The following is a 26203-nucleotide window of genomic DNA, read 5'->3' on the forward strand; positions in this document are numbered from 1 at the left end:
ATGACCATCGACCGTCGTGACCTGTTCAGAGCCGGAGGCGGTCTCTTGGCCGTCACTGCCGTCGGCGGCCTGGCGCCGGGTACGGCCCAAGCCGCCGAGGCCGCTCCCGCGTCGTTGACCACCCGGAATCCGCTGGTCGAACAGCGGGCCGATCCGTTCATCACCCGGCCGGTGAACGGGATGTACTACCTGACCGGTTCGGTGCCGGAGTACGACCGCATCGTCGTGCGTGGCGCCGCCACGATCGACGGCCTGGCCACCGCGAGGGAGACGACGATCTGGCGACGTCCGTCGTCCAGGAAGATGGGCGGTCACATCTGGGCGCCGGAACTGCATCGGATCGACGGGCGCTGGTACGTCTACTTCGCCGCGGGTGACTCGGACGACGTCTTCCGCATCCGGACCTACGTGCTCGAGTCCACTTCGGATGATCCACGCGCGGGCACGTGGGTGCTGCGCGGGCAGATGGTGACCAAATGGGACACCTTCACCCTCGATTCGACGACGTTCGAGCATCGGGGCAAACGCTATTTCGCCTGGGCGCAGAGCGAACCCGGCATCGCGACCAACAGCAACCTGTACCTCGCCGAGATGGCCTCGCCACTGGCGCTCAAGGGTGAACCCGTCCGGCTCGCGGTGCCCACGCTGCCGTGGGAGATCCAGGGGTTCAAGGTCAACGAGGGGCCGGCGGTGATCGTCCGCAACGGGCGGGTGTTCATGACCTACTCGGCGAGCGCCACCGACGCGCGCTACTGCATGGGGTTGCTCACCGCGGACGAACGTTCGGACCTGCTCGACCCGCGGTCGTGGACCAAGTCACCTCAGCCGGTGTTCACCACGAACGAGGCCACCCGGCAGTACGGGCCGGGGCACAACTCGTTCACCGTCGCCGAGGACGGGTCCGACGTGCTCGTGTACCACGCCCGCGACTACCGCGACATCACCGGCGACCCGCTGTACGACCCGAACCGGCATACGAGAGTCCAGCGGCTGTACTGGAACGCCGACGGGACACCGAGTTTCGGTGTCCCGGTGGGCAAAGGCGGTCCTTGCGTGCGACTGTCCCCATTGGACGATCCGGCGTTGTACGTGCGGCACTACGAGTACCGGCTGACCGCCGGCGGCAACGTCCGCGAGCTCGCCGACTCGCAGTTCCGGATCGTCGCGGGGTTCCGCGGAGCGGGAACCGTCGCACTGCAATCGGTGAACTTCCCGGACCGCTACGTCCGGGTGGTCGATGCCTCGACCGTGCGGATCGATCCGTACGAGGAGAGCGACGCGTACGGCCGGGCGGCGAGTTTCACCCAGGTGCCGGGCCTTTCCGACCGGCTGGCGGTGTCGTTCCGCCTTGCGGGTGAGCCTGCCACCTATTTGGCCCACGACAAGGGAAGGATCTTGGTCTTTCGTCCCGGTACCGCGGTGCGGGATCGTCAACAGGTCAGCTTCCGGCTCAGCTGAACTCTCTGGGAGGTTGAACGCAGTGCTGCGAACACGCCCCATCGTCGTGGTCCTGGCGATGCTCGCCGGGACCCTCGTCGCGGCCGCCGCTCCGGCGGCCGCCGACGTCCAGTCCTATCTCGACGATCCACGAAAAGTCGCCGAAGGCCAGGAGCCACCGCACGCATTCCTACGTCCCTACGCCGACGTCTCCGCCGCGGCCCGCCGAGATGAACGCAGTCCGTACACGATGTCGCTCGACGGCAAGTGGCGGATCGCGATGGCGGACAACCCGTCGCAGGTCCCGGCGGGATTCCACGAGGACGGCTACGACGCGTCGCGCTGGCGCGAAGTGTCCGTGCCGCACACTTGGCAGACGGACGGTCTGGACCATCCGATCTTCCGCAACATCGCCACCGAGATCCAGCCCGACGACCCGCCGCGCGTCCCGCGTGACGTCAACCCGACCGGCGCCTACGTCCGTGACTTCACCCTGCCCGCGGACTGGACGGAACGCGAGACCTTCCTGCGCTTCGAGGGTGTCACGTCGGCGTACTTCGTCTGGGTCAACGGGAAGTACATCGGCTACGACCAAGGCGGCTACACGCCGGCGGAGTTCGACCTCTCCTCCGCGCTGCGACCGGGCTCGAACCGGATCGCCGTCCAGGTGCACCGCTGGAGCGCGGGCGCCTATCTGGAGGACGTCGACCAGTGGCGGTACTCGGGCATCTTCCGCTCGGTGACCCTGCATTCGGCGCCGCGTACGTTCATCCAGGACGTCGGGCTGACGACGGACCTCGACGCGACCTATACCGACGCCACCCTCAAGGCCGCGGTCGAGGTCGCCACCAAACCCGGCGGGACCACCGGCAAGCACCGTGTCGGGCTGAGCCTGCGCGACGCCGCGGGCAAGGAGGCCGGGGCCGCGAGCGGTGAGGTCGAGGCCGGTGGCAAGACCACGCTGAACCTGCCCGTCCGCAACCCGGCGAAGTGGACCGACGAGACACCGAACCTGTACACGGCGGTACTCACGTTGAGCGCGCCCGACGGCCGCGTCACGCACATCACCAGCGAGACGGTGGGCTTCCGCGAGATCGAGATCCGCGACGAACAGTTGCTGGTCAACGGGAAACGGGTGCTCTTCAAGGGCGTCAACCGGGCGGAGACCGACCCCGACCACGGCAGGCACGTGCCCCGGCGTGCGCAGGAACGCGACGTCGCGCTGATGAAGCAGCTCAACGTCAACGCGGTCCGCACCTCGCACTACCCGTCGGATCCCTATTTCTACGAGCTGGCCGACCGGCACGGGCTCTGGATCGACGACGAGATCGACATCGAGACCCACAACCACGAGAACTGCGCCCGGTACTGCCAGGCGAACGACCCGGCTTGGCGGGACGCGTTCTTCGATCGCATGATCGGCATGGTCGAACGGGACAAGAACCACCCGAGCGTCTTCCTGTGGGACACCGGCAACGAGGCGGGCCTCGGCGCGCATCACTTCGCGCTGGCGGAATGGCTGGACGCGAACGAACCGACCCGGCCGATCTACCACCAGTCGAACAGTCCGGACGGGGACGCGCCGTTCGCGGATGTGTGGGGGCCGCGATATCCGTCTCCGGAGAAGTTCGCCGAGCAGGCGAAGAACACCACCAAACCGCTGATCTTCGGCGAGTACGCCCACGCCATGGGCAACAGTCTCGGCAACTTCCGGGAGTTCTGGGATACGATCCGGGCGAATCCGCAGACTCAGGGCGGGTTCATCTGGGACTGGGCGGAGCAGAACATCCGGCAGCCGATCCGGATCACGCCCGATGCGTCGGGCAACGACATCTCGGCGCATATCAGTGGAAAGCCGGATCTGATCGAAGGTCATCGCGGCAAGGCGCTGGGACTGTCCGGGCTGGACGATTTCGTCGAGGTCTACCGCGACCGCAAACTCGACATCACCGGGAAGGCGCTGACCTTGGACGCCTGGGTGAAACCGGGGAAGTGGACCGGCGATTTCCGCATCCTCGGCAAGGGAGACCACCAGTACGCGCTCAAGATGAAGACGCAGGACACGCTGGAGTTCTTCATCCACAGTGGAACGTGGCAGGCGGTGCAGGCGAAGGTGCCCGCCGACCTCTACGGCAACTGGCACCGGGTGAGCGGTACCTATGACGGAACCGCCCTGCGGCTCTATCTCGACGGCAAGGAGGTAGCGAGCAAGCCGTTCACCGGCGCGATCGACTCGTCTTCGGCGGAGGTCAACATCGGCCGCGACTTCGAGACGTCGTGGAACGACCCGTCGAGCATCGGCTGGATGGGCCGCGGCGCCGTCGACGATGTCCGCATCTACGACAAGCCGCTGTCCGCCGCGGAGCTGTCCGGCTCCACACCGGCGGGCGGGGCTGTCTTGGCGCTGGACTTCGACAGTGTCACGGACCGGGGGAGCCACCTGTCGTACGGCTCCAGTCTGTCCGGTGTGGACGGTCTGATCGACTCGGATCGTTCGGCGCAGCCGGAGACCGCGCAGATGGCGTGGGCGCATCAGCCGCTCCGGTTCGCCTACTCCGGTGGCACGGTGTCGGTGACCAACGAACGGCAGTTCAAGGGCACCGACGAGCTGAACCTGCGGTGGCGGATCCAGGAAGGCTCCCGGATCGTCGCCCGTGGCGAACAGCCGTTGCGGGTCGGCGCAGGGACGACCGGACGGGTCGCCGTTCCCGTGCCGCCGAATCCGGCTGACCGAGAGCGGTTCCTCTCCGTCGAGGCGGTGACGACGCAGAGCGAGCCGATGCTCGCGCGGGGACACGTCCTGGCACACGACCAGTTCTCCCTGGGCGGGAAGCGGATCCCCGGCCTGGACCGGACTCCGCTCGACGGGAAGTCCGTCGGGGTCGTCGAGGACGAGGGTTCGGTGACGGCGTCGGCGGCCGGGGTCACGTACCGGGTGGACAAGACCACCGGTGCGCTGGCGTCCATCCGGTACCAGGGCAAGGAACTGCTGACCGCAGGGCCGAAGCTCGACGCATGGCGGGCGCCCATCAGCAACGAAACCTTCGCCTGGGGCAGGGCAGAGGGTGAGGACTGGCGCAAGGCCGGCCTGGACCGGTTGAAGACCACGGTCACCGGAGTGCGGGTCGAGAAGGACGGCTCGCGAAGCGTGCGGGTGATCGTCGACAGCCGGGTCGCGGCGCCCGACGTCGCCGGCGCGTGGTTCGACCAGACGATGACCTACACCGTCGACCGGACCGGGACGCTGAGCATGGGCAACCGGGTGGTGCCGCAAGGGAGTGTGCGCACACTGCCGTATCTGCCGCGGATCGGTGTCTCGCTCGCGGTGCCGGACCGATACGACCGGTTCGCGTGGTATGGGCGAAAAGCCGAGAGCTACGTCGACCGGAAGGACGGGACGCCGATCGGCGTGCAGTCGAGCACGGTGGATCAGCAGTACGTCGAGTACCACCGGCCGCAGGACCACGGCAACCACACCGACAGCCGGTGGGCGCTGCTCACCGACAGCCGGTCCGGTGGCTTGCTGATCGGCGGCGCGAAGGACGTCAGCGTGACGCCGTTCGACGACCTCGATCGGGCGGCGTACCCCTTCCAGTTGCAGCGCAACAAGGGCTGGTTCACGCTGCACGCGAGCCACGCGGTGACCGGGGTCGGGGACACGCCCAACCCGGTGCGGGAACGCAGTCAGGTCCGAGCTGACGGCACGTATGAGTACACGCTGTCGCTTCGGCCGCTGACCCAGCAGGAAGCGCGGGCGGGGGTGCCGACCGGCGGGTGACCTTGGACGTCGCGAAAGCCACTTTCACGACACTTGATGTCTCGAAAGTGGCTTTCGCGGCACCCGTCGGCTAGTTGAACAACTTGTAGTTGAGCACGATGTATCCGGAATTCTCGGCGATCTTGACATCGTTCGCGCTGAGCCATCCGACCGTTCCCTTGGATGTCCTCAGGCAATGTTGCCCACCGGCGAATATCACCTCGGGGCCGGGAACCGTTCCCTTTCCCTCGGAAACGATCTTCGGGCACTGCGCCTTGGCTTCCTGCTCGGTTCCGTAGTAATAGAACAGGCCCGATCGATTGGCGGTCAAATAGCTTCCGCTGAAATAGAGGTCTATGTCGCCGTTGGGGCCCGATGCGGACACCGGGGTGGCGCGGGACGCGTCGAGGTCGACCCCCATGTCCGCATCGAGCTTCACCTGCTCGGGGACGGCTTCAGCGGGTTTGTCCCCCTGTTGCTGCACGCTGGTGGCATCTTGCGACGACGATCCGGATGGCGAACCTCGGTCGTCGGCGCCTTTCGCCGGCTGTGCACTGGTGTTGATGAGTGCCACGACCACCGCGCCCACCAGGCCCAACACCGCGGTTATAACAGCCGCCAAAATCGCTCCACGTCGGCTGACAAGCGCCGCGGCCACTGCCGGATCCGAGGTTTTGACGTTTCTCGCCCGGTCGGTTTTTGACCGGCCGCGATCGTTGTTCGTCACATGATCTCCCCTGTCAAAGATGCTGAAAGAGACTACAACAAGATCAAGAAGAGATAGGCTTCAGACTCAGCTCGCTTGGGAATTTTCGAGCGCGAAGTCATCAGGACCGGCTTTTGTTGCAGGCTCTCGCTGGACCTTGGGTGATCCGGTCGTAGGACCTAACGGCACCGTTTCACCCTGCAGGGCTAAAACTTCGGTGTCGGAACACGCGCGGGCCGCCGCTGTCCGGGTGATGTCGGGCCGAGGCCGGTCTCTTCGCCCGGGCAGTCGCTAGTCTTGATCTTCGACTGCGAGGGAGACTGAAATCATGGCGGAATGGGCCGATCTGGTCGCGTTCGTACGACACGAATATCGGGTCGTGAAGGACGAAACGGACGAAATTCGCATCCGCTTGTCCTACGGCGACGACGACTACGAAGAGCGGGCACAGACCGTGGTCATCGCACGGGAGATCTTCGACCGCCGCGAGGACTGGGTGCAGATCGCGACACCGTTCGCGCGGGTCAGCGAGGTCGACCTGGCGACCGTGCTGACCGAGGTCGGCAACACGATCGTCGTCGGGGGACTGGTGGTCATGGGGGAGCACCTGGTGCTGCGCCATTCCCTGCCGTTGGTGAATCTCGACATCAACGAGTTCACCGACCCGCTCGAACTCGTCGCCGGCTCGGCGGAACTACTCGAACAACAATTCACGGGTCGTGACGACTACTGATCATCCGGTCGTGAGCTGACGGAGTCCTACCGGCCGGCGGCGAGCGCGGTCACTTCGTCGAACGTGGTGACGCGTTCGCGTTCGTCGTCGGTGAGCTTGTTGATCGCCGCCTTGAGGGCTTGTGCCTGCGGGGTGCCGGGCAGCCTGCCGTCGAGAAGATCTGGCAACCCGAGCTCGTATCCGCAGCGGACCCTCGGTGGGTAGCGGTGCCGTGTGCGCGCGACGGCGGACGCGACGCGGAGGCCGTGTTCGGTGCCCGGCGGGGTCGCGGGACGATCGACCTCTATCGCGGCGAAGCGGAACGCGTTCGCTTGATCGCACGGTTCGCAGCCTGATGGTCCGGAGCCGAGTTCGCTGCCGCACTCGGCGCACCGCAACCGTACTAGGGCGGCATCGACCACCCGCCACTCGAAGGACGACGGATCGGCCAGCACCGTTTCGGCGAGATCGATCTCATCGACGGTTCCCGCCGTGACGCCGTACTCGGCGAGATACTTCAGCCAGACAGCGTCGATACTCGCTTGGATGGCGGCCAGTGCCTCCGCGGGACGGCCGCCACGCGGAAGTGCGGGCATGATCAGGACCCTACTCCGAACCGGCCGAGCGCCGAATCGGCTCGGCGAGATGCCGGCGGGTCGAACGCATCCTCGACGAACTCGGCCTCCCCAACCGCACCCGCATCGCCACCTGGGCCGCCGAGCACGGCACCGCCGCTCGTGCCGCGGGATCGGCTGACCAGCCAAACCGCCGCTGAGCTCCTCGTCCGAATCCGCATCCGGAAACGGGGCGGCGGTCGAATTCGCGACGCCGGTCGGAGATCAGGGCCAGATCGGCGGCCCGGCCGGGAGTGATCTTCGTCCGGGTGTCACGTGTTCGCATTCGACCCCGGTGAGCTTGGTGATCGCCACCCGGTCGGTCTGTGCCGGGCAGTTCGCCTTCGAGAAGGGCTCCGGAGCCCTGAACCGCGCTCGTCGCCGTCGGCGTCGATGCGGTGATGGCCGTCGAAGGGAACGACCGTCAGCTCGTGGGTTTCCGTGGGGAGGCCCGGCGTTGCGGGTTCGGCCTGATGGGCGGCCGGCCCACACAGTTAAGATCGTCTCCCCTTTCGCGCGCCGAAGCCATCGGCTTACCACTCGCGGAGCGGACGGGCGTTGCCGCGACGGACAGGTTCCGTGGCTCTATCGTGATTGGTGTGCTTTTTCCAGCACGGAAAGGAATGTGACCGCGGACTGCGCGCCGGAAACACCGTAAGCGCCGTTCAGCACGAAGAACGGCACTCCGTTGACGCCGATCCTGCGTGCCTCGGCGAAATCCACGTCGACCTCGCCCGCGTACTTCGTGCCCTCCAGTACTTCACGCGCCTCGTCCTCGGGGACGCCGACCTCGGTGCCGAGCCGGACCAGCGTGTCGAGATCGTCGACGATCTCGCCATCACAGAGATGCGCCTTGAGCAGCCGCTCGTGCATCCGATCGCCGAGCCCGTGCTGGTCGGCGAGATGGTTGAGGCGGTGGGCGTCGAGTGTGTTGACCGACACGGCGTTGTCGAGGTCGTACGTAAGACCCTCCGCGGCGGCGAGTTCGGTGACCTGCCGCGTCATCGCCCTGACCTGCTCGGGCGGTGCGCCGGTCTTCTTGGCGAGCATGTCGTGTACAGGTTCGCGGTGGCCCTTGGGGCGCGAGGAGTCGAGCTGGAAACTGTGCCAGCGCACTTCGACGTCGTCGGCGTGCCCGAACTCGCCGAGTGCGGTCTCCATCCGGCGTTTGCCGATGTAGCACCACGGACAGACGACGTCGGACCATACGTCGATGTACATCACCAGGAGCACATCCCGTCCGTGCGGGTCGGCGCGTATTCGGAGCCGAGGACGACCAGCTTCGTCTCCGCGGGCTCCGGTTGTTCGGGAGCTTCGTGTTCGGCAGGGGCAGTCATGACCGCTTCCGTTGGTTACTACTTGTTCGTAACCTCAACCTACGCCAGTATCGGCCGCGCCGGTGAGGAGGCACTTTCATGTCAGCTACGCACATCGATGTGCCCGTGCCCGCCGACCACGACTGCCCGACCCGCGAAATCCTCGACCTGATCGGGTGACAAGTGGAGCGTGCTCATCGTGGTCCTGCTCGGCAGGCGGACCTCTCGGTTCGGCGAGTCGCACCGCGGGATCGAAGGAATCAGCCAGCGGATGCTGACGCTGACCCTGCGCGCTCTGGTCCGGGACGGACTGGTGACGTTCCGTTGAGTGCGCTCGACGCTTGGGCGAACGCGCATCGGGACGACATCCTCGCGGCGCGGGAACGACACGATTCGGCCGGTTGACCGCCTACTGCGAACGGTGGACGCGTGACACACAAGTGGGGAGGACTCACGGCCCTGCTCGCGGGGTTCTTCGTGCTCCTGCTCGATACGACGATCGTCGCCGTGGCGAGCCCGAGCATCCAAGCCGATCTCGGCGGGGACGTCGCCGGGCTGTTCTGGGTGACGGCCGGCTATCTGCTGGCGTTTTCGGTCCCTTTGCTCATCGCCGGACGACTCGGAGACCTCTTCGATCCGAAGCGCGTCTACCTCTTCGGTATGGGAGGCTTCGCCGTCGCCTCCGCGTTGTGTGGGCTCGCGCCTTCAATCGGATGGCTTGTCGCTTTCAGAGTCCTGCAAGGCCTCGCAGCCGCAGCGATGTCCCCTCAGCCACTCACGCTGATTCGACGACTTTTCGCCGAAGACGAGCGCGGGCGCGCCTTCGGCATCTGGGGCTCGGTCGCCGCCGCTGCCACCTTGCTCGGGCCCATACTGGGCGGGCTGCTGACGGCGGGACTGGATTGGCGCTGGATCTTCTGGGTCAACGTGCCACTTTGCGGCATCGCCGTCGTCATGGGGATCCGCCTGATCCCAGGTAGCCATGGAGGCGTCACACGATTCGATCTCCTCGGTGCCGCGTTGAGCACAGCGGGTCTGAGCCTTCTCGTGTGGGCCCTGCTGTCCTGGCGTACCCTCTCGCTGCCCATGATCGTCACCGCTATCGCTTTGGCCGTGGCGCTGCTCGTCCTCTTTTGCCACCGCGAACGCAAAGAAGGGGCGGAAGCCCTCGCGCCACTGAGGCTCTATCGCTCGTCCGGATACCTGTCGGCAAGCCTCGCGATGGCGTCTCTCGGCGCGACGGTTCTCGCGATGGCCCTGCCGACCATGCTCTACATCCAAGAGGTGCGAGGTTTCGGGCCGGTCGAGGCCGCCATGGTCCTGTCGCCGGACGCTCTCGTGGCGGTCGTGTTGTCGCCACCGGCCGGCCGATGGGTCGACCGCGTGGGGGCGCGCAGGCCGGCGATACTCGGCATGAGCCTGCTCACGGTGAGCCTTTCGCTCATAGGCCTTGTGGTCGTGCTCGAACTGAGTCCCTGGTGGATTGTTCCCGGAGCCGCGATTCTGGGCGCCGCCAATGCCATGGCGTGGTCGCCTCTGTCCGCCATCGCGATGGCGTCGGTGGAACCGGGCGCCGCGGGTGGTGCCTCGGGTTTGTTCAATACCGTGCGACAGGTGGGCGCGGTGGCGGGGGTGGCGGTGACGGGCGCGGTTCTGGCGGGTCTCGAATCGAGCCCTACCTTGGCCTTCGGTGTTGTTTTCGGGTTCATCGGTGTTGTTGCCGCGGCCGGTGCCGTCGCAGCAGGTCGATTGCCGGTGGATCCGGTCGCTGATCGTGAGGCGCGGTCGATGAATCCGGCTTGAATCCACGGGCACGGATGTCTTCGGTCCAGGTGGTCGTGAGTGGCGATTCGGCCTCTAACCCGAAACGCCACTCACGACCACCCGTAGGCGCGTCCACCGGAAACCCCGCGAGTCAGGAAAGTCCGTGAAGGCCTCCTTGCCTACCCTGAAAGTAGGGAAGGAGGCCTTCACGGACACGCCACCAGGACACGCCACCTTCGACGTCGCGAAAGCCTCGACCCACCGCCCGGTCATGAGTCCGGCGGATGCCGCCGCGCGAGCGCCTCCGAACCTTGTGCGAGCAGGGTGACATCGGCACCGACCAGCACGAACGAAGCGCCGGCGTCAAGATAGCGCTGAGCCTGCGCAGGGTCGAACGCGTTGACTCCCACCGGTTTCCCCTGAGCAAGGACGGCCTCGAAGGTGCTCAAGACGGCCGCGGTGACGTCGGGGTGCGTCTGCTTTCCGAGCAGGTCCATCGAGGCGGCCAGATCGGACGGCCCGACGAACACCCCGTCGACGCCGTCGACAGCGGCGATCTCGGCGGCCGCCGCGACTCCCGTCGTCGACTCGATCTGGACGAACAGCGACGTGAACTCTTCGGCCTTCGCGAGATAGTCCTCGACTCGGTTCCAGCGCGCCGACCGCGACAGGGCACTGCCGACACCGCGCACGCCACGTGGCGGATAGCGGACGGCCCGCACCACGGCTTCCGCTTCCTCCGCGCTGTCGACCATGGGCACCAGCAGGTTCTGCGCGCCCAGGTCGAGCAGTTGCTTCAGCGCGACCGCGTCACCGGACGGGGCGCGCACCATCGGCGTGATCGGATACGCGGCGATCGTCTGCAGCAACGACTGCACCGTCTCCAGCCCGGCGGGGGAGTGCTCGGTGTCGACGAGCAGCCAGTCGAGCCCGGAACCCGCGCAGATCTCCGCGACCACCGGGCTGCCCGACGTGACCCACATGCCGATCCGCGGCCGCTCGCCCAGCTGATCCCGGAACGGCGGAGCTAGACGAAGCGGCATGTGATCGCCCCCAGGTCCCGGTAGTCGGCGGTCACGGTGTCGCCGGGGTGCACCCACATCGGCCGCGTGAACGACCCGGCCAGCACGATGTCACCCGGGTCGAGTTTGTCACCGTGCTGAGCGAGCTTGTTCGCCAGCCAGGCGACGCCGTTCGCGGGATGGTTCAGCACCGCGGCGGCGACGCCGGATTCCTCGATGGTTTCGTTGCGGTACAACAGCGCCGAAACCCACCGCAGGTCGACGGCGTCCACGGCGACCGGGTTGCCGCCGTAGACCATCCCGCCCATGGCCGCGTTGTCGCTGATCGTGTCGACGATGGTCCGGCCGGCCATCTCGATCCGGGAGGACAGGATCTCCAGAGCGGGCACGACGTATTCGGTCGCCCGCACTACGTCGAACACCGTGGCGTCCGGCCCCGAGAGGGAATCACGGAGTACGAAGGCCAGCTCGACCTCGATGCGCACGTTCGAGAACCGGCTGTGCTCGATCACGGAACCGTTCTCGAACACCATGTCGGCGAAGATGGCGCCGTAGTCGGGTTCGGTGATCCCGGTGGCGGCCTGCATGACCTTCGACGTGAGCCCGATCTTGCGCCCGACCGGACGGCGCCCCGCCGCGATACCCCGGCGCCGCCATTCGTTCTGCACGGCGTACGAGTCCTCGACGGTCATGTCCGGGTAGCGCCCCGTCAGCAGCGGGATCGTTTCCCGGGCCTCCTCCGCGGCCGCCAGTTCGTCGGCGATCGCGGTGATCGTTTCCTGTTCGAGCATGTCCCCGCCTCAGAGCTGGTTGCCGAGTTTGTACTCGCCCTGTTTCCAGGCCGGCAGTTCGCCTTCGTCGTCACCTTTGCGGGTGTAGGAGAAGCCGTCGGCGCCGATGGTGACCTCCAGTTCGCTTTCCTCGGTCCTCGCTACCACCGGCTGCGGTTTGCCGTCGAGGTCGAGCACGAGCGAGGCGTCGGTGTACCAGGACGGGACCACCGGCGTGCCCCACCAGTCGCGGCGCTGGTTGTCGTGCACGTCCCAGGTGACCACCGGGTTGTCGGGGTCGCCGGTGTAGTAGTCCTGCGTGTAGATCTCGACGCGGTGCCCGTCCGGGTCACGCAGGTACAGGTAGAACGCGTTCGAGACGCCGTGCCTGCCGGGGCCGCGTTCGATGTGGTCCGACATCCGCAGCGAGCCGAGTTTGTCGCAAATGGACAGGATGTTGTGCTTCTCGTGCGTGGCGAAGGCGACGTGGTGCATCCGCGGACCGTCGCCGCCGGTCATCGCGGTGTCGTGCACGGTGGGCTTGCGGCGCATCCAGGCCGCGTAGGTGACGCCCTGATCGTCCTGGATGTCTTCGGTGACACGGAAGTTGAGGTCTTCCATATGCTTCACCGCGAGCGGGACGTCCGGCGTGACCTGGTTGAAGTGGTCGAGCCGGACCAGCGCGCCAGGGACGTGCAGGTCATAGCGCCAGCTGAGTCTGTCGACGTGCTGGACGTCGTGGAAGAACTCGAGCGGGAAACCGAGAGGGTCCTGCACCCGGACCGAGTCGCCGATGCCCTTGGTGTAGCCGTCCGCGCGGCGTTCGACCCGGCAGCCCAGCTCCGTGTAGAACGCGACTGCCTTGTCCAGGTCCTCCGGTGACCGCACCCGGTACGAGAACGCCGCGACCGCGGCGACCGGTCCCTGGCGCAGCACGAGGTTGTGGTGGATGAACTCGTCGATCGTGCGGAGGCTGACCGTGGTCTCGTCCTCCTCGGTCACCGTCAGTCCGAGGACGTCGGCGTAGAACGCGCGCGAACGCGCCAGATCGGTGACGACGAGTTCCATGTACGCGCAGCGCAGGACGTCCGGCGGCGGCGATTTCGGGGTGGGGATCGGCTTCATTGCGTCATCCTTTGTGGACGGGGGAACGGGTTCAGCCCTTGCCGAAGGCGGGGTTGTGCACCTCGCCGAGATTGATGTGCACCGCCTGCTGGTCGGTGTAGAAGTCGATCGAGCGGTAGCCGCCCTCGTGTCCCAGCCCGGAAGCCTTCACTCCGCCGAAAGGCGTGCGCAGGTCGCGGACGTTGTTGGAGTTGAGCCACACCATGCCGGCTTCGACGGACTGCGCGAAGTTGTGCGCCCGCTTGAGATCGTTGGTCCAGACGTAGGCCGCCAGCCCGTACTTCGTGTTGTTCGCCAGCGCCAGTGCTTCGTCTTCGCCGTCGAACGGCGTGATCGCGACGACCGGGCCGAAGATCTCCTCCTGGAAGATCCGGGCGTCCGGTTTGACGTCGGCGAACACCGTCGGGGTCACGTAGTTCCCGGTCGGGAAGCCGTCCGGGCGGCCGCCACCGGCGACCAGCCTACCCTCGGTCTTGCCGATCTCGATGTACTTCATGACCTTGTCGTAGTGCTCGGGGTGCACCAGGGCGCCGACCTCGGTCGCGGGGTCGCTCGGGTCGCCCACCTTGACCCGCTCGGCCTGCGCGGCGTAACGCTCGACGAACTCGTCGTAGATCGCGCGCTCGACCAGGATCCGGCTGCCCGCGGTACAGCGTTCGCCGTTGAGCGAGAACACGCCGAAGACCGTCGCGTCGATCGCGGTCTCCAGATCGGCGTCGGCGAAGACGATGGCGGGTGACTTGCCGCCCAGCTCCATCGACAGTCCTTTGAGGAACGGCGCGGCGTTGCCGAAGATCAGGCTGCCGGTGCGGCTCTCTCCGGTGAACGAGATCAGCGGGACGTCCGGGTGCTTCACCAGCGCGTCGCCCGCGTCCTCACCGAAGCCGTTGACGAGGTTGAACACGCCCGGCGGCAGCCCGGCCTCCTCGAAGATCTCCGCCCACAGCGACGCGGAAAGCGGGGTGAACTCGGCGGGTTTGAGCACCACGGTGTTGCCGGTCGCGAGTGCGGGCGCGAGCTTCCACGACTCCAGCATGAACGGCGTGTTCCACGGCGTGATCAGCCCGGCGACGCCGATCGGCTTGCGGTTGACGTAGTTGATCTGGCGGCCGGGCACCTTGTACGTGTCGTCGGCCTGCGCGACGATCAGGTCGGCGAAGAACCGGAAGTTCTCCGCGGCCCGCCGTGCCTGGCCCAGCGCCTGCGAGATCGGCAGGCCCGAGTCGAAACTCTCCAGCGCGGCCAGCCGCTTGTCCCGCGACTCGACGAGATCGGCGATGCGGTTCAGCACGCGCGAGCGCTCGCGCGGCAGCAGCTTCGGCCAAGGTCCCTCGGTGAACGCCTTCCGCGCGGCGGCGACGGCGCGGTCGATGTCGGCCTTCTTCCCCGCGGCGGCCTGGACGTAGACCTCGTTGGTGACCGGGTCGATCACGTCGAAGACGGCGCCGTCGGCCGAATCGGCGAGTTCGCCGCCGATGTAGTGCCGGATCCGCTCCGGGACACCGTCGGGGATCGGCCGGGGAGTCGTGGTGGTCAAGATGAGCCCTCCTCAGTCAGCGGTTCGCGCGCTCTCGAGCGTCCAAAAAGGCCTGCATGGTGGCCCAGCGGTGATTGCGCGCGGCGAATTCGATGTCGAGCGGGTCGGCCTTCTCGGTGATCAGCCGGAGGATCTCTTCATGTTCCTCGACCGAGCGGTGCGCGCGGTCGGGGACGAACGCGAACGTGGAGTCGCGCAGCCCGGACAGCCGGGTCCAGCCCTGGTGCACGAGGTCGAGGATCTGCGGGTTGGGGCAGCATTCGAAGAGCAGCGAATGGAACTGCTGGTTCAGCGCGGTGAACTCGTGCGCGTCGAAATGGTCCAGCAGCGCGATCATGCGCTCGTTCACCCGCCGCGCCCGCGCGATGTTCTCTTCGGACAGCTGAGGCGCGGACAGCGCGGTGGCGACGCCTTCGACGACGCCGAGGGTCTGCATGGCGTGGACGTACTCGTTCTGGTCCACCATCGCCACCCGCGCGCCGACGTTGCGCTCGAAGGTCACCAGCCGTTCGGCCTCCAGCCGCCGGATCGCCTCGCGCACCGGGACGACGCTCATGTCGAGCGCGCCGGCGATCTCGGCGAGCACCAGCCGGTAGCCGGGTCCGTACTCGTGCCGGGCGATCCGCTCACGCAGCCACTCGTAGGCGAGTTCGGATTTGCTGGTCGTCTTCACTGCTTCTTCTGCCATGCCTCATACCTTTCCCGCCACAACGGGTTCAGCGGGAAGAGCCCCTCGATCGGGCGGCCCTGTCCGACCTGCTCGGCGATCCAGGAGTCTTCGTCCTCCTGGGCGAGCGCCGCGTCGGCGATCTCTTCGGCCAGTGACGGCGGGATGACGACCACGCCGTCGTCGTCGCCGACGATGATGTCGCCGGGGAGTACGGTGGCACCGCCGCAGGCGACCGCGACGTCGGTGTCCCATGGCACGTGCTTGCGGCCGAGGACCGCTGGATGCGGGCCCTGCGAGAACACGGGAAGCCCTGTCGCGGCGACGGCCTCGAAGTCGCGGACTCCGCCGTCGGTGACCACCCCGGCCGCGCCGAGGTAACGCGCCCGCAGTGCCAGGATGTCCCCGAGGGTCCCGGAACCCTTGTCACCGCGGGCTTCGATGACGATCACCTCGCCGGCGCCGACCGAGTCGAAAAGGCGCTTCTGCGCGTTGTAGCCGCCGCCGTGGGACTTGAACAGATCCTCGCGGTTGGGCACGAAGCGCAACGTCCTCGCCGTGCCGACGATCTTCGAACCGGGCAGATTGGGACGCACGCCGTCGATCGCGACGTTGTTCAACCCGCGTTTGCGCAGCTGAGCGGACAAGCCCGCCACAGGTGCGCGCAGCAGCTTGGCGCGAAGTCCTTCGCTGAGCGCGGGAGTGTCCTCTTCGACCTGTTCGACGGGCGTGCCCCAAGCCTCGGCACGTTGCTTGTCGTCGGCCTCGGGCAGGCTGCCGATGTCCGAAAAGGACCGGATGCCCTGGGTCACGGTGGTGTGGAGCCGTCCGCTGCTGACGGACGTGCCGGGAACGTCCACTTCGACGACGACGACGTCGCCGGGGGAGACCACCGTCGACCCGGCCGGGGTCCCGGTGAGGATGACGTCGCCCGGTTCGAGGGTGAAGTGCTGGGAGAGGTCGGATATGAACTGCCGTAAGGGGAACAGCAGTCCGGCAGTGGTGTCCTCCTGCACCAGGTCGCCGTTCACCCACGTGCGGACGCGCAGCGACGAGGGATCGACGTCGCGCGCTTCGATGAGGCCCGGGCCGAGCGGGGTGTAGCCGTCGCCGCCCTTGGAGCGGACGTTGGACCCCTTGTCCGCGGCGCGCAGGTCGTAGAGGCCGAAGTCGTTCGCGGCGGTGACCGCGGCGACGTGCTCCCACGCCTGGTCCGCTTTGACCCACCGGGCCGCGGTGCCGATGACCAGCGCGATCTCGCCTTCGAAGGCCAGCAGTTCGGTCCCGGCCGGACGTTCGACCGTGCCACCGGACGTGCCGATCGAGCTCGACGGCTTGAAGAAGTACGACGGGTTCGCCGGACGCCGTCCGCGCTGCTCCGCGCGTGACGCGTAGCTGAGATGGACGGCGATGATCTTGCCCGGCCGGGTGCCCAGCGGACCGGACGTGCGGCCGGAAGGCGCTGATGCCTCGTAAGTGCCCATGTTCCCCTGAATCCTCGACCTTGCTTCGTATCTAATAACGTATATGATTCCGTGCCACAGTGGCAAGGCGGTCACCGAGTGGCCTTCGCCTCGCCCGGGATCCCTGCGGGCCGCCACTCGCGTCAGGCCTATGTCAAAGGAGTCAAGGTGTCGAATCCAGCGCAGGATGAACGCACGCCCGGCCGGACCGCCCCACCGTCTTCCGATCGGCGCCGGGTCGCGTTCGCGACCGTCGTCGGCACCACGGTCGAGTGGTACGACTTCTTCGTTTACGCGTCCGCAGCCGGTCTCGTCTTCGGCAAACTGTTCTTCTCCGGCCTCGGTGCCAACAGCACGCTCGTCTCCTTCGCCACGGTGGGCGTGAGCTTCCTGTTCCGCCCGCTCGGGGCGTTCCTCGCCGGGCACTTCGGTGACAAGTACGGCCGTCGTGTGGTCCTGGTGCTCACCCTGATCCTGATGGGCGCCGCGACCACGTTGATCGGCGTGCTCCCCACGTTCGACCAGATCGGTGTCCTCGCGCCGGTACTGCTGATCCTGCTGCGGATCCTGCAGGGCGTTTCGGCGGGCGGTGAATGGGGCGGCGCCGTGCTGATGGCCGTCGAGCACGCGCCGTCGAAGCGCAGGGGACTCTTCGGCGCCTCGCCGCAGATCGGCGTACCGCTCGGGCTGCTGCTGGCCTCCGGTGTCCTGGCGCTGACCAGCCTGCTCGTCCCCGGTCAGGCGTTCCTCGACTGGGGCTGGCGCATCCCGTTCCTGCTCAGTGTCGGGCTCATCCTGGTCGGCCACTACGTGCGGCGCCGCGTCGAGGAGAGCCCGGTCTTCCGCGAGATCGCCGAACGGCGTGAGCAGACCCGGACCCCGATCATCCAGCTGTTCCGCAAGCACGCCATGCTCGTCCTGGTGGCCGCGCTGGTATTCGCGGGCAACAACGCAGTCGGCTATATGACCACCGGCGGCTACATCCAGAACTACGCGACCAACCCGAAGGGGCCGATCGGCCTCGACCGCGGCCCGGTGCTGTGGGCGGTGACCGCGTCGGCGGCGACGTGGCTGCTCTCGACGTGGGCGGCGGGCGCGGTGTCCGACCGGTTCGGCAGGCGGCGCACCTACGTGGTCGGCTGGATCGCGCAACTCGCCGGCGTCGCGCTGCTCTTCCCCTTGGTGGACACCGGGAACATCGTGTTGCTGGCGCTGGGCTTGATCATTCTCAGCGTCGGGCTCGGGTTCACCTACGGCCAGCAGGCGGCGTTCTACGCGGAGCTGTTCCCCGCGTCGATCCGCTTCTCCGGCGTTTCGATCTCGTACGCGCTCGGTGCGATCCTCGGCGGCGCGTTCGCGCCGACGATCGCCACCGCGCTTGTCGACGCGACCGGCACGTCGGTGTCCGTGGCCGTCTATCTGGCCGGGATGACCGTCGTCGGTCTCATCGCCACCTTGCTGCTGCGTGACCGGTCGGGAATCCCGCTCGGACCGGACCACGAAGCCGAGCAGGCGGTGAGCCCGCTCCGGTTCGGCAAGTGACGAACGTGGCGTGATCGAGGCCCTGCGGCGCAGGCCGTCTTCGTCCCAGCGGCCCACGAGGTACATCGAGTCTGCTCCGTGTGCTGACAAGTGGGGTGAAGGCTCTCGGTCGTGGGTCGGGTTGGTCGTGAAATCGCCCATCTGGGCATCACTCGGACATTGAGTCAGCGAAAAGTGTCCTTGGTGGACAACCAGGGGCGCGGTCGGCTCCTGTCGGCCACGGCAACCGAGCGCATGACCTGCGGCAACCCTCACCGCTTACGATCAAGACCCCCATCCGTGGCATTGCGTTCTAAGCTTCTTTGCCACTCACGACAGAAGTGGACCCCCGGCCGTCCGTGACGCTCACCCGCCGAGAGCGTCACGGACGGCCTTCGCCGCCGCCTTGAGCCGCTCCGCGAGCTCGGCGGGAGTGCGCGTGCTGGACAAGTAGACGACCGCGAGCGCCGCGGGGGCGTGGCCGCGCAAGGGGAGCGGCACGGCCACCGAGCTGAGATTCTCGATCACTTCACCATGGCTGTCCGCGTAGCCGCGGGCAGCCACTTCCTGTACTTCCACGGGCCGGTCTTCCGGTGAAAGCTGGGAAAGGATCGCGCGGCCGGGAGCGCCCGCGGTGAACGGATGCCTGGACCCCGGGCGCTGCGCGACGGACGCGATGGCGTGCCGGGGTTCCACGCTGACCAGCGTCACGCATTCCTCGCGGTCCATCACCGCCACGAAGCAGGTCATGCCGAGTTCGTTCGCGACCGCGGTCAGTTCTGGCAGCGCCGCGGCCTGCAGATCGTGTTTGATCCCGGCCGCGAGCGCCGCCAGCCGCGCGCCGAGTTCGTACTTCCCGGCGGGTTCCCGTGTGAGGAGTCCGTGCTCTTCGAGGGTGCGGATGAGCCGGTACGCGATCGAGCGGTGCACCCCGAGCCGTTCGGCGATCCGGTCGACACTGAGCGGTTCTTGGGCGTCGGCAAGGACTTCGAGCACGCGGATGCCGCGGCTGAGCGTCTGGGACGTGCTCGCGGTCTTGCGGGACTCCGAAATCATCGTATACGATCCATTTCGATAGTTGAACTGGCTGTTCGATTATAGAACAGGAATCGACGATGATGTCACGCGAAACCAGTTTCTCGCCGGGTTCGAGCCTGTATCGGCCACCCGCGCAGTTCTTCCGAGGCTGTCTCGGCCGCTTCGCGACGGGAGTGGCCGTTGTGACCTTCGACGCCGCTGCGAAACGGCACGGCCTGACGGTGAACTCCTTCACTGCGGTCTCGATGGATCCACCGCTCGTCCTCGTTTCGATCCAGCGCAGCGTGAAGAGCCACGACCTGCTCGCCGGTCGCCCGTTCGCGGTCAACGTCCTCGGCGCGGAACAGGAGGCGCTGGCGATGAACTTCGCCGGCCGTCCGACCCCCGAAGGCGCGCCGACGTGGGTCGAAGGCGGGCACGCGCCGCGGCTCGGCGGCGTCCTCAGCTGGTTCGACTGCACGCCGTGGGCCGCCTACGACGGCGGCGATCACACCCTGTTCCTCGGCGAGGTGCGGGAGTTCGACTACCGCTCCGGTGACGCGCTCGGCTTCGTCAACGGGCAGTTCTCGACCATCCACGAATCCGCGCAAGGCCACGAATCCCTGTTCTGACAACGACGTCCACCCCGAAAAGGAGCACGACATGGGAGCCCGTACCGGACAGCAGTACCTCGACAAGCTCAACGCGATGACGCCGGAGTTGTACGTCGACGGAGAGAAGGTGACCTCGAAGGTCGCCGAGCACCCCGCTTTCCGCAACAACGCGCTGACCTACGCGAAGCTGTTCGACCTCCAGCACGACCCGGCGCACCGTGACGTCCTGACCTACGAATCGCCGACCACGGGGGAGCGGGTCGGAACCTCGTTCCTGGTGCCGCGCAGCGAGGAAGACCTCAAGCGCCGCCGCGCCGCCTTCTCCGTCTGGGCGAAGTATTCCAACGGCTTCCTCGGCCGCACCGGCGACTACATGAACTCGTCGCTCACCGCGCTCTCGACCGCGAAGAAGTTCTTCTCCCAGGCTGATCCCGTTTACGGCGAGCGCATCGCGAAGTACTACGAGATGGCGCGCGAGAACGACCTCCTCGCGACGCATACCCTGATCCCTCCGCAGGTCAACCGTTCGGTGTCAGGCAGCTGGCAGGGCGGTGGCAACCTGTCGGCGAAGGTGGTCGAGGAACGGGAAGACGGCATCGTCGTCCGCGGCGCGCGGATGCTCGCCACCATCGCGCCGATCGCCGACGAACTCCTGGTCTTCCCGTCGACAGTCCTGCGCGGTACTCCCGAGGACGCCCCGTACTCCTACGCTTTCGCCGTCCCGAACGACGCGCCCGGTCTCAAGTACTTCTGCCGGGCCGGAGTCGACCACGGCCGCTCGCACTTCGACGAACCGCTCGCCTCCCGGTTCGAGGAAATGGACGCGGTCGTGGTGTTCGACGACGTCTTCGTCTCGAGCGAGCGGGTCTTCCTGCTGGGGCACCCGGAGCTGTGCAACGCCTGGTACTCCGAGACCGGCGCCGGCGCGCTGATGACCCACCAGGTCGTCACGCGCACGCTGGCCAAGACGGAGTTCTACCTCGGCCTCGCCAGTGAGATCGCCGCCGCGATCGGCATCGGCGGTTTCCAGCACATCCAGCAGGACCTGTCGGAGCTGATCTCCTACGTCGAGATCGAGAAGGCCGTGCTGCGCGCTGCCGAGGTCGACGGAAAACTGAGCGAGGACGGCGTCTTCCTGCCCAAGTGGGAAGTCCTCAACGCCGCCCGGAACTGGTATCCCACGAAGGTCTCGCCGCGGCTGACCGAAATCATCCGCAAGTTCTCCGCCTCCGGGCTCATGGCCCTGCCGGGCGAAGCGGACTTCGAGGCCGAAGGGCGTCCTGACATCGACACGTACCTCCAGTCGGCCACGCTGCCGGCCAAGGACCGCGCGCGGCTGTTCAAGCTAGCGTTCGACGCGTCGGTCTCGAGCTTCGCCGGGCGGGAGTCGCTGTACGAGTACTTCTTCTTCGGCGACCCGGTGCGGATGGCGGGTGCCCAGGTGAACGCGTACCCGAGGGAGGCGCTGCAGGAACGGGTCCGGGAACTGCTGGCGCGGGAGGAGTGAGGGAACCGGGCCGGACACGCCCGGGATGCAAGAACTTGATTCATTCCAGAAAATGGGCCAGACTGCGGCCGTGCCCACGACCCCGGACTTCGAGCGGATGCTGCGCGGGGCCTCCCTGCGCGTGACGCGTCCCAGGGTGGCCGTGCTGACAGCGGTACGCGACCACCCGCACGCCGACACCGACTCGATCATCGGTGCCGTGCGTACGGAACTCGGAGAGGTCTCTCACCAGGCCATTTACGACGTGTTGCGGGCACTGACCGCCGCGGGTCTCGTTCGGCGGATCCAGCCGTCGGGGTCCGTGGCACGCTACGAGTCCCGGGTCGGGGACAACCACCACCACGTCGTGTGCCGAACCTGTGGTGCCATCGCCGACGTCGACTGCGCCGTCGGTCCCGCACCCTGTTTGACCGCGTCGAACGACCAAGGCTTCGTGATCGAAGAGGCCGAGGTCATCTACTGGGGCCTGTGTCCCGACTGTGCCGTTGAACCCCGTTCCTGAGCCCTGCAGTTCTGATTCCCGGAAGGATTCCCGTGTCTGACAGCCCGGACGCCGTCATCGGCGAAATGAACGAAGAGAGCGCGGGCGGCTGCCCCGTCTCGTCGGGCCGCCGCAACCACCCCACCGAAGGCGCGGGCAACCGTGACTGGTGGCCGAACCAGCTCAACCTGAAGATCCTCCGGAAGCACTCGGCGGCTTCCGACCCGATGGACGCCGGGTTCGATTACGCCGCCGAGTTCAAGACCCTCGACCTCGCCGAACTCGCCAAGGATGTCGACGCCGTCCTCACGACGTCGCAGGACTGGTGGCCCGCGGACTTCGGCCACTACGGCGGCTTCATGATCCGCATGGCGTGGCACAGCGCGGGCACCTACCGCATCGAGGACGGCCGCGGCGGCGCGGGCGCCGGCATGCAGCGTTTCGCCCCGCTCAACAGCTGGCCGGACAACGGCAACCTGGACAAGGCCCGCCGCCTGCTCTGGCCGGTCAAGAAGAAGTACGGCCGCAAGATCTCGTGGGCCGACCTGATGATCTTCACCGGCAACCGTGCCCTGGAGACCATGGGCTTCAAGACCTTCGGCTTCGCCGGTGGCCGCGCGGACGTCTGGGAGCCGGACGAGGACGTGTACTGGGGTCCCGAGCGCACGTGGCTCGGCGACGAGCGCTACACCGGCGACCGTGAGCTGGAGAACCCGCTGGCCGCCGTGCAGATGGGTCTCATCTACGTGAACCCGGAAGGCCCGAACGGCAACCCGGACCCGCTGGCCGCGGCCCGCGACATCCGCGAGACCTTCGGCCGGATGGCGATGAACGACGAGGAGACCGTCGCGCTGATCGCCGGCGGCCACAGTTTCGGCAAGACGCACGGCGCGGCCGACCCGGACAAGTACGTCGGCCCCGAGCCCGAAGGCGCTTCGATCGAGGAGCAGGGCCTGGGCTGGAAGAACACCTTCGGCAGCGGCAAGGGCCGCGACGCGATCACCAGTGGCCTCGAGGTCACCTGGACGCCGACCCCGACCCAGTGGAGCAACTGGTTCTTCCACAACCTCTTCGAGTACGAGTGGGAGCTGACCAAGAGCCCGGCGGGTGCCCACCAGTGGGTCCCGAAGGACGGCAAGGCGAAGAACACCGTGCCGGACCCCGAGGACGGCAAGCTCAACCGCGCGCCCGGCATGCTCACCACCGACCTGGCGCTGCGTTTCGACCCGGTCTACGAGCAGATCTCGCGCCGGTTCTACGAGAACCCGGACCAGTTCGCGGACGCCTTCGCCCGTGCCTGGTTCAAGCTGACCCACCGTGACATGGGCCCGATCCAGCGTTACCTCGGCCCGCTGGTGCCGCAGGAGACGCTGATCTGGCAGGACCCGGTGCCCGCCGTCGACCACGAGCTGATCGACGACGCGGACATCGCCTCCCTCAAGGAGAAGCTGCTCGCTTCGGGCCTGTCGGTCTCGCAGCTGGTCTCCACCGCTTGGGCGTCGGCCTCGACGTTCCGGGGCAGCGACAAGCGCGGTGGCGCGAACGGTGCCCGCATCCGCCTCGAGCCGCAGCGAGACTGGGAGGTCAACGACCCGCAGACGCTGTCCCAGGTGTTGCGGACCCTCGAGGGTGTCCAGGAGGCGTTCAACAGCGCCCAGACCGGCGGCAAGAAGGTCTCGCTCGCCGACCTGATCGTGCTGGGCGGCGTCGCCGCCGTCGAGCGGGCCGCGAAGGACGGCGGCCACGAGATCACCGTGCCGTTCACCCCGGGCCGCACCGACGCGACGGAGGAGCAGACCGACGCCGAGTCGTTCGCCCCGCTGGAGCCGACCGTCGACGGGTTCCGCAACTACCGCGGCAAGGGCCACCGTCTCCCGACGGAGTACCTGCTCCTCGACCGCGCGAACCTGCTGAACCTGAGCGCGCCCGAGATGACCGTCCTCGTCGGCGGTCTGCGTGTCCTCGGCGCCAACGCCCAGCAGTCCAAGCACGGCGTGTTCACCGAGAAGCCGGGGTCGCTGACCAACGACTTCTTCGTGAACCTGCTCGACATGGGGGTCCAGTGGACCGCCACGTCGGAGGACGCGGAGACCTTCGAAGGCCGCGACTCCGCGACCGGCGAGGTCAAGTGGACCGGTACCCGTGCCGACCTCGTGTTCGGGTCCAACTCCGAGCTGCGCGCGGTGGCGGAGGTCTACGCCAGCGACGACGCGAAGGAGAAGTTCGTCCGTGACTTCGTGTCCGCGTGGGACAAGGTCATGAACCTCGACCGGTACGACCTGGTCTGAAGCCAGCCGACCGAGCGTCCGGGCCCGTCGCTTCCGCGGCGGGCCCGGACGTTTTCACTGGCGCTGCAGATCCGGTTCCGGGTAGTCGCCGGCCTTGCGTTCGAGCGCGGTGGTGAGGACACCCAGCGCGATCATGCCGAGGCCGAGATGCAGCCAGTTGTCGGCGACGTTGAACGGCAGGAAGTTCCCCGGGCTGCTCTGCGGGATCGCCAGGCCGATGATCCACAGCAGCAGATAGATCCCGCCGCCGACCATCAGGAAGACCCGGGAAGCGGCGCGGTTGCGAGCGGCGAGCACGCCCACCACGCCGAACAGCAGATGCACCAGGTTGTGCAGGATCGACACGGCGAAGACGCCGAACAAGCGGGCGCCGGAATGATGCCCGGCGAATTCGCGCTCCATGAGGCGGGCGTCGCGCACCGCCTCTGCTTCGTCCATGCTGGCCGGGTACCCCGGGTGCTTCGGGATAATCCTCGGCCGGCGTCGGCTCAGACGTCGCCGGACGCCAGGAGGGTCAGGAGTTCGGCGTGCCCGGCCTGGGTGATCAGGCTGGCGGCGTCGAAGTAGATGCGCTCGTTGGTGATCCTGTCCTCGTCGAAGAAGAACACCGCGATGATGGGCACCCGGAACGCCTTGCCGGTCGGCGGACGGCCGTAGAACTCGCCGAGGTTGGTGCCGAGCAGGTCGAATTCGACGATGACCGACTCGTCGGCGAAGTGGTACCGGACGTTGTCGTGCCGCTGGTCCGGGAAGGCCGTGCGGGTCATGCGGTAGTACGCCATGACCTCTTCGTCGCCGTCGAAGATCTGCCCGGTCGCCATGATCTCGTAGTGTGGATGGCCGTTGAAGGTGCCCAGCGTGCGGTCGAACTCGTGGGCCACCTCGGTGTCCATGTGCTCTTCGATGATCTTGTGGCGGCGCTCGCGCAGGTCTTCGCTGATCACTGATCCTCCGGGTCGTTCCTGGGCGCGATCCGGAGCCTACCGCCCGCGGCCTCGTCGTCGGTCCCGTAGAGCAGGCTGCCGCACGAGCGTGAAAGACAGGTCATGGCCTCGATCTTGTGGCCGGGGAAGTCGCCGATCCTCACCGGAACGGGGGAGAGGGCGATCGAACCGTCGGAGCGAAGCACCCCCGCCGCGTACACGGCCGAGTCGAACGGGCCTTCGTCACCGGGGTCCGAGGCGGCCGAGACCAGGACGCGGTCGTCCGCGGTGATCTCGACGTCCGAGGTGTGCCGGACGTCCGTGGCCGGGTACGGGACCCGGAACGGGATCGACTTCGGCTTCTTGAAGGACAGCTTCGAGACCGAGAACTCCGCGGTGTAGAGCGTGGCCGGGCGGGCGTCCTGGCCGCGGTCCGCCCAGACCGCGAACAATCGATCATTCACCTTTTTCAGCGCGAAACCCTCGTAATTGTCTTCCGGGTCACCTTTCGGCACCTGGAAAGTACCGAGCACTTTCAGGTTCCGGTCCTTCAGCTTGAAGTGAAAGCCCTTGCCGCCGCTGGCCAGCGCGATGAATTCGCCGGTCTTTCCCGGCACCGCTTCGGCCGCTTCCAGATCGACCGGGAGTTCGCCGGGCCAGTCGATCGAGTCCACCTTGGACACCTTGCCGTGATCGAGCCGGACCCGGACCGCCCGGTTCTCGCCGGGCTTCTTGTTGTCCCGTAGGACAAGCGCGTCGATCCGGTCGTCGTCCCGGTCGAGGACGGCGATGCCGCTGGCGCCAGAGGTCATCCCGGCGCCGATGGATTCCCAGCCGTCACCGGCGAGCGCCGCGGACGGCAGAAGCAGGGGAACGGCCAGTGCGGGAAGAATCGCGAGAGAGGCGAATTTCATGCCGACAAACTAGTTCACGAGCGGGATGCAAGAAAGGCCGGAATCGGT

Annotated in this window: 23 protein-coding genes; 10 read left to right on the forward strand and 13 right to left on the reverse strand. The window is 67.2% G+C overall.

All coding sequences use genetic code 11. From position 1 onward, the window contains the following. Positions 1-1458 carry a family 43 glycosylhydrolase gene (locus AC069I_RS39555; protein ID WP_478267658.1) on the forward strand — a complete coding sequence of 486 codons (1458 nt, stop codon included), beginning with the start codon at positions 1-3 and terminating at the stop codon, positions 1456-1458. Between the two features lie 22 nt (positions 1459-1480). Beyond that, positions 1481-5215, forward strand: coding sequence for a glycoside hydrolase family 2 TIM barrel-domain containing protein (locus tag AC069I_RS39560; protein ID WP_478267659.1), 3735 nt, complete (start codon positions 1481-1483; stop codon positions 5213-5215). Positions 5216-5285: 70 nt separating this feature from the next. Here the strand turns inward: AC069I_RS39560 and AC069I_RS39565 are convergent, their stop codons facing one another. After that, the gene (locus AC069I_RS39565; protein ID WP_478267660.1) at positions 5286-5921 is read right to left on the reverse strand and encodes a hypothetical protein; all 636 of its coding nucleotides are present in this window, start codon (positions 5919-5921) and stop codon (positions 5286-5288) included. A 307-nt stretch (positions 5922-6228) separates the two neighbouring features. On the opposite strand from AC069I_RS39565, the gene AC069I_RS39570 reads away from it, so the two are divergent. Beyond that, entirely contained in the window at positions 6229-6633 is a 405-nt protein-coding gene (locus AC069I_RS39570; RefSeq protein WP_478267661.1) for an LYR motif-containing protein, read from the forward strand. A gap of 26 nt (positions 6634-6659) precedes the next feature. On the opposite strand, the gene AC069I_RS39575 is transcribed toward AC069I_RS39570, so the two are convergent. Beyond that, positions 6660-7208, reverse strand: coding sequence for a hypothetical protein (locus AC069I_RS39575; protein WP_478267662.1), 549 nt, complete (start codon positions 7206-7208; stop codon positions 6660-6662). 603 nt (positions 7209-7811) lie between these two features. Beyond that, positions 7812-8447, reverse strand: a complete 636-nt coding sequence (locus AC069I_RS39580) for a DsbA family oxidoreductase (protein WP_478267663.1) — start codon at positions 8445-8447, stop codon at positions 7812-7814. Between the two features lie 285 nt (positions 8448-8732). Here AC069I_RS39580 and AC069I_RS39585 point away from each other — a divergent pair, with 285 nt between their 5' ends. Continuing rightward, positions 8733-8870, forward strand: a complete 138-nt coding sequence (locus tag AC069I_RS39585) for a winged helix-turn-helix transcriptional regulator (RefSeq protein ID WP_478226073.1) — start codon at positions 8733-8735, stop codon at positions 8868-8870. A 101-nt stretch (positions 8871-8971) separates the two neighbouring features. Beyond that, complete coding sequence (locus AC069I_RS39590; protein WP_478267664.1) at positions 8972-10345, forward strand: MFS transporter; 1374 nt, start codon at positions 8972-8974, stop codon at positions 10343-10345. A gap of 230 nt (positions 10346-10575) precedes the next feature. Here AC069I_RS39590 and AC069I_RS39595 read toward each other — a convergent pair whose 3' ends face one another. From AC069I_RS39595 to AC069I_RS39620, 6 genes are read right to left on the reverse strand one after another with little or no spacing between them, the layout of a single operon-like run. Next, complete coding sequence (locus tag AC069I_RS39595) at positions 10576-11349, reverse strand: HpcH/HpaI aldolase family protein (RefSeq protein ID WP_478226075.1); 774 nt, start codon at positions 11347-11349, stop codon at positions 10576-10578. Then, positions 11334-12119: a 2-oxo-hept-4-ene-1,7-dioate hydratase gene (gene hpaH, locus AC069I_RS39600; protein WP_478267665.1), complete on the reverse strand. Its 786-nt coding sequence runs from the start codon at positions 12117-12119 to the stop codon at positions 11334-11336. Before hpaH ends, AC069I_RS39595 begins: the two co-directional genes overlap by 16 nt. Before the next feature lie 9 nt (positions 12120-12128). Continuing rightward, positions 12129-13223, reverse strand: coding sequence for a 3,4-dihydroxyphenylacetate 2,3-dioxygenase (gene hpaD, locus AC069I_RS39605; RefSeq protein ID WP_478226077.1), 1095 nt, complete (start codon positions 13221-13223; stop codon positions 12129-12131). Positions 13224-13254: 31 nt separating this feature from the next. Further along, positions 13255-14760 carry a 5-carboxymethyl-2-hydroxymuconate semialdehyde dehydrogenase gene (gene hpaE, locus AC069I_RS39610; RefSeq protein WP_478226078.1) on the reverse strand — a complete coding sequence of 502 codons (1506 nt, stop codon included), beginning with the start codon at positions 14758-14760 and terminating at the stop codon, positions 13255-13257. 16 nt (positions 14761-14776) lie between these two features. Continuing rightward, complete coding sequence (locus AC069I_RS39615) at positions 14777-15448, reverse strand: GntR family transcriptional regulator (RefSeq protein ID WP_125676801.1); 672 nt, start codon at positions 15446-15448, stop codon at positions 14777-14779. Next, positions 15430-16911, reverse strand: coding sequence for a fumarylacetoacetate hydrolase family protein (locus AC069I_RS39620; RefSeq protein WP_478233566.1), 1482 nt, complete (start codon positions 16909-16911; stop codon positions 15430-15432). The genes AC069I_RS39615 and AC069I_RS39620 overlap by 19 nt, the downstream gene beginning before the upstream one ends. A gap of 147 nt (positions 16912-17058) precedes the next feature. Here AC069I_RS39620 and AC069I_RS39625 point away from each other — a divergent pair, with 147 nt between their 5' ends. Continuing rightward, the gene (locus tag AC069I_RS39625) at positions 17059-18432 is read left to right on the forward strand and encodes an MFS transporter (protein ID WP_478226080.1); all 1374 of its coding nucleotides are present in this window, start codon (positions 17059-17061) and stop codon (positions 18430-18432) included. A gap of 345 nt (positions 18433-18777) precedes the next feature. Here the strand turns inward: AC069I_RS39625 and AC069I_RS39630 are convergent, their stop codons facing one another. After that, positions 18778-19467, reverse strand: a complete 690-nt coding sequence (locus AC069I_RS39630; RefSeq protein WP_478267666.1) for an IclR family transcriptional regulator — start codon at positions 19465-19467, stop codon at positions 18778-18780. A gap of 59 nt (positions 19468-19526) precedes the next feature. Here AC069I_RS39630 and AC069I_RS39635 point away from each other — a divergent pair, with 59 nt between their 5' ends. The 4 genes from AC069I_RS39635 (at position 19527) to katG (ending at position 24318) form a co-directional block, all read left to right on the forward strand. After that, entirely contained in the window at positions 19527-20060 is a 534-nt protein-coding gene (locus AC069I_RS39635; RefSeq protein ID WP_478226082.1) for a flavin reductase family protein, read from the forward strand. Positions 20061-20091: 31 nt separating this feature from the next. Further along, positions 20092-21549: a 4-hydroxyphenylacetate 3-monooxygenase, oxygenase component gene (gene hpaB / locus AC069I_RS39640; protein WP_478267667.1), complete on the forward strand. Its 1458-nt coding sequence runs from the start codon at positions 20092-20094 to the stop codon at positions 21547-21549. Between the two features lie 70 nt (positions 21550-21619). Then, entirely contained in the window at positions 21620-22051 is a 432-nt protein-coding gene (locus tag AC069I_RS39645) for a Fur family transcriptional regulator (RefSeq protein WP_340681636.1), read from the forward strand. Between the two features lie 32 nt (positions 22052-22083). After that, complete coding sequence (katG, locus tag AC069I_RS39650) at positions 22084-24318, forward strand: catalase/peroxidase HPI (protein WP_478226084.1); 2235 nt, start codon at positions 22084-22086, stop codon at positions 24316-24318. 54 nt (positions 24319-24372) lie between these two features. Here katG and AC069I_RS39655 read toward each other — a convergent pair whose 3' ends face one another. From AC069I_RS39655 to AC069I_RS39665, 3 genes are read right to left on the reverse strand one after another with little or no spacing between them, the layout of a single operon-like run. Then, positions 24373-24756, reverse strand: a complete 384-nt coding sequence (locus tag AC069I_RS39655) for a DUF4383 domain-containing protein (RefSeq protein ID WP_478267668.1) — start codon at positions 24754-24756, stop codon at positions 24373-24375. A 50-nt stretch (positions 24757-24806) separates the two neighbouring features. Further along, entirely contained in the window at positions 24807-25262 is a 456-nt protein-coding gene (locus tag AC069I_RS39660; RefSeq protein ID WP_073843530.1) for an ester cyclase, read from the reverse strand. Further along, positions 25259-26155, reverse strand: a complete 897-nt coding sequence (locus AC069I_RS39665) for a hypothetical protein (RefSeq protein ID WP_478267669.1) — start codon at positions 26153-26155, stop codon at positions 25259-25261. The genes AC069I_RS39660 and AC069I_RS39665 overlap by 4 nt, the downstream gene beginning before the upstream one ends. Positions 26156-26203 lie beyond the last annotated feature (48 nt).

This window comes from Amycolatopsis sp. NPDC043885, from assembly GCF_056435685.1.

What these genes read in the sequence shown, in the direction of transcription:
- AC069I_RS39555 (WP_478267658.1), top strand. Translation starts at nt 1, where the DNA reads ATGACCATCGACCGTCGTGACCTGTTCAGAGCCGGAGGCGGTCTCTTG.
- AC069I_RS39570 (WP_478267661.1), top strand. Translation starts at nt 6,229, where the DNA reads ATGGCGGAATGGGCCGATCTGGTCGCGTTCGTACGACACGAATATCGG.
- AC069I_RS39575 (WP_478267662.1), bottom strand. Translation starts at nt 7,208, where the DNA reads ATGCCCGCACTTCCGCGTGGCGGCCGTCCCGCGGAGGCACTGGCCGCC.
- AC069I_RS39580 (WP_478267663.1), bottom strand. Translation starts at nt 8,447, where the DNA reads ATGTACATCGACGTATGGTCCGACGTCGTCTGTCCGTGGTGCTACATC.
- AC069I_RS39595 (WP_478226075.1), bottom strand. Translation starts at nt 11,349, where the DNA reads ATGCCGCTTCGTCTAGCTCCGCCGTTCCGGGATCAGCTGGGCGAGCGG.
- hpaH (WP_478267665.1), bottom strand. Translation starts at nt 12,119, where the DNA reads ATGCTCGAACAGGAAACGATCACCGCGATCGCCGACGAACTGGCGGCC.
- hpaD (WP_478226077.1), bottom strand. Translation starts at nt 13,223, where the DNA reads ATGAAGCCGATCCCCACCCCGAAATCGCCGCCGCCGGACGTCCTGCGC.
- AC069I_RS39615 (WP_125676801.1), bottom strand. Translation starts at nt 15,448, where the DNA reads ATGGCAGAAGAAGCAGTGAAGACGACCAGCAAATCCGAACTCGCCTAC.
- AC069I_RS39620 (WP_478233566.1), bottom strand. Translation starts at nt 16,911, where the DNA reads ATGGGCACTTACGAGGCATCAGCGCCTTCCGGCCGCACGTCCGGTCCG.
- AC069I_RS39630 (WP_478267666.1), bottom strand. Translation starts at nt 19,467, where the DNA reads ATGATTTCGGAGTCCCGCAAGACCGCGAGCACGTCCCAGACGCTCAGC.
- AC069I_RS39635 (WP_478226082.1), top strand. Translation starts at nt 19,527, where the DNA reads ATGATGTCACGCGAAACCAGTTTCTCGCCGGGTTCGAGCCTGTATCGG.
- hpaB (WP_478267667.1), top strand. Translation starts at nt 20,092, where the DNA reads ATGGGAGCCCGTACCGGACAGCAGTACCTCGACAAGCTCAACGCGATG.
- AC069I_RS39655 (WP_478267668.1), bottom strand. Translation starts at nt 24,756, where the DNA reads ATGGACGAAGCAGAGGCGGTGCGCGACGCCCGCCTCATGGAGCGCGAA.
- AC069I_RS39665 (WP_478267669.1), bottom strand. Translation starts at nt 26,155, where the DNA reads ATGAAATTCGCCTCTCTCGCGATTCTTCCCGCACTGGCCGTTCCCCTG.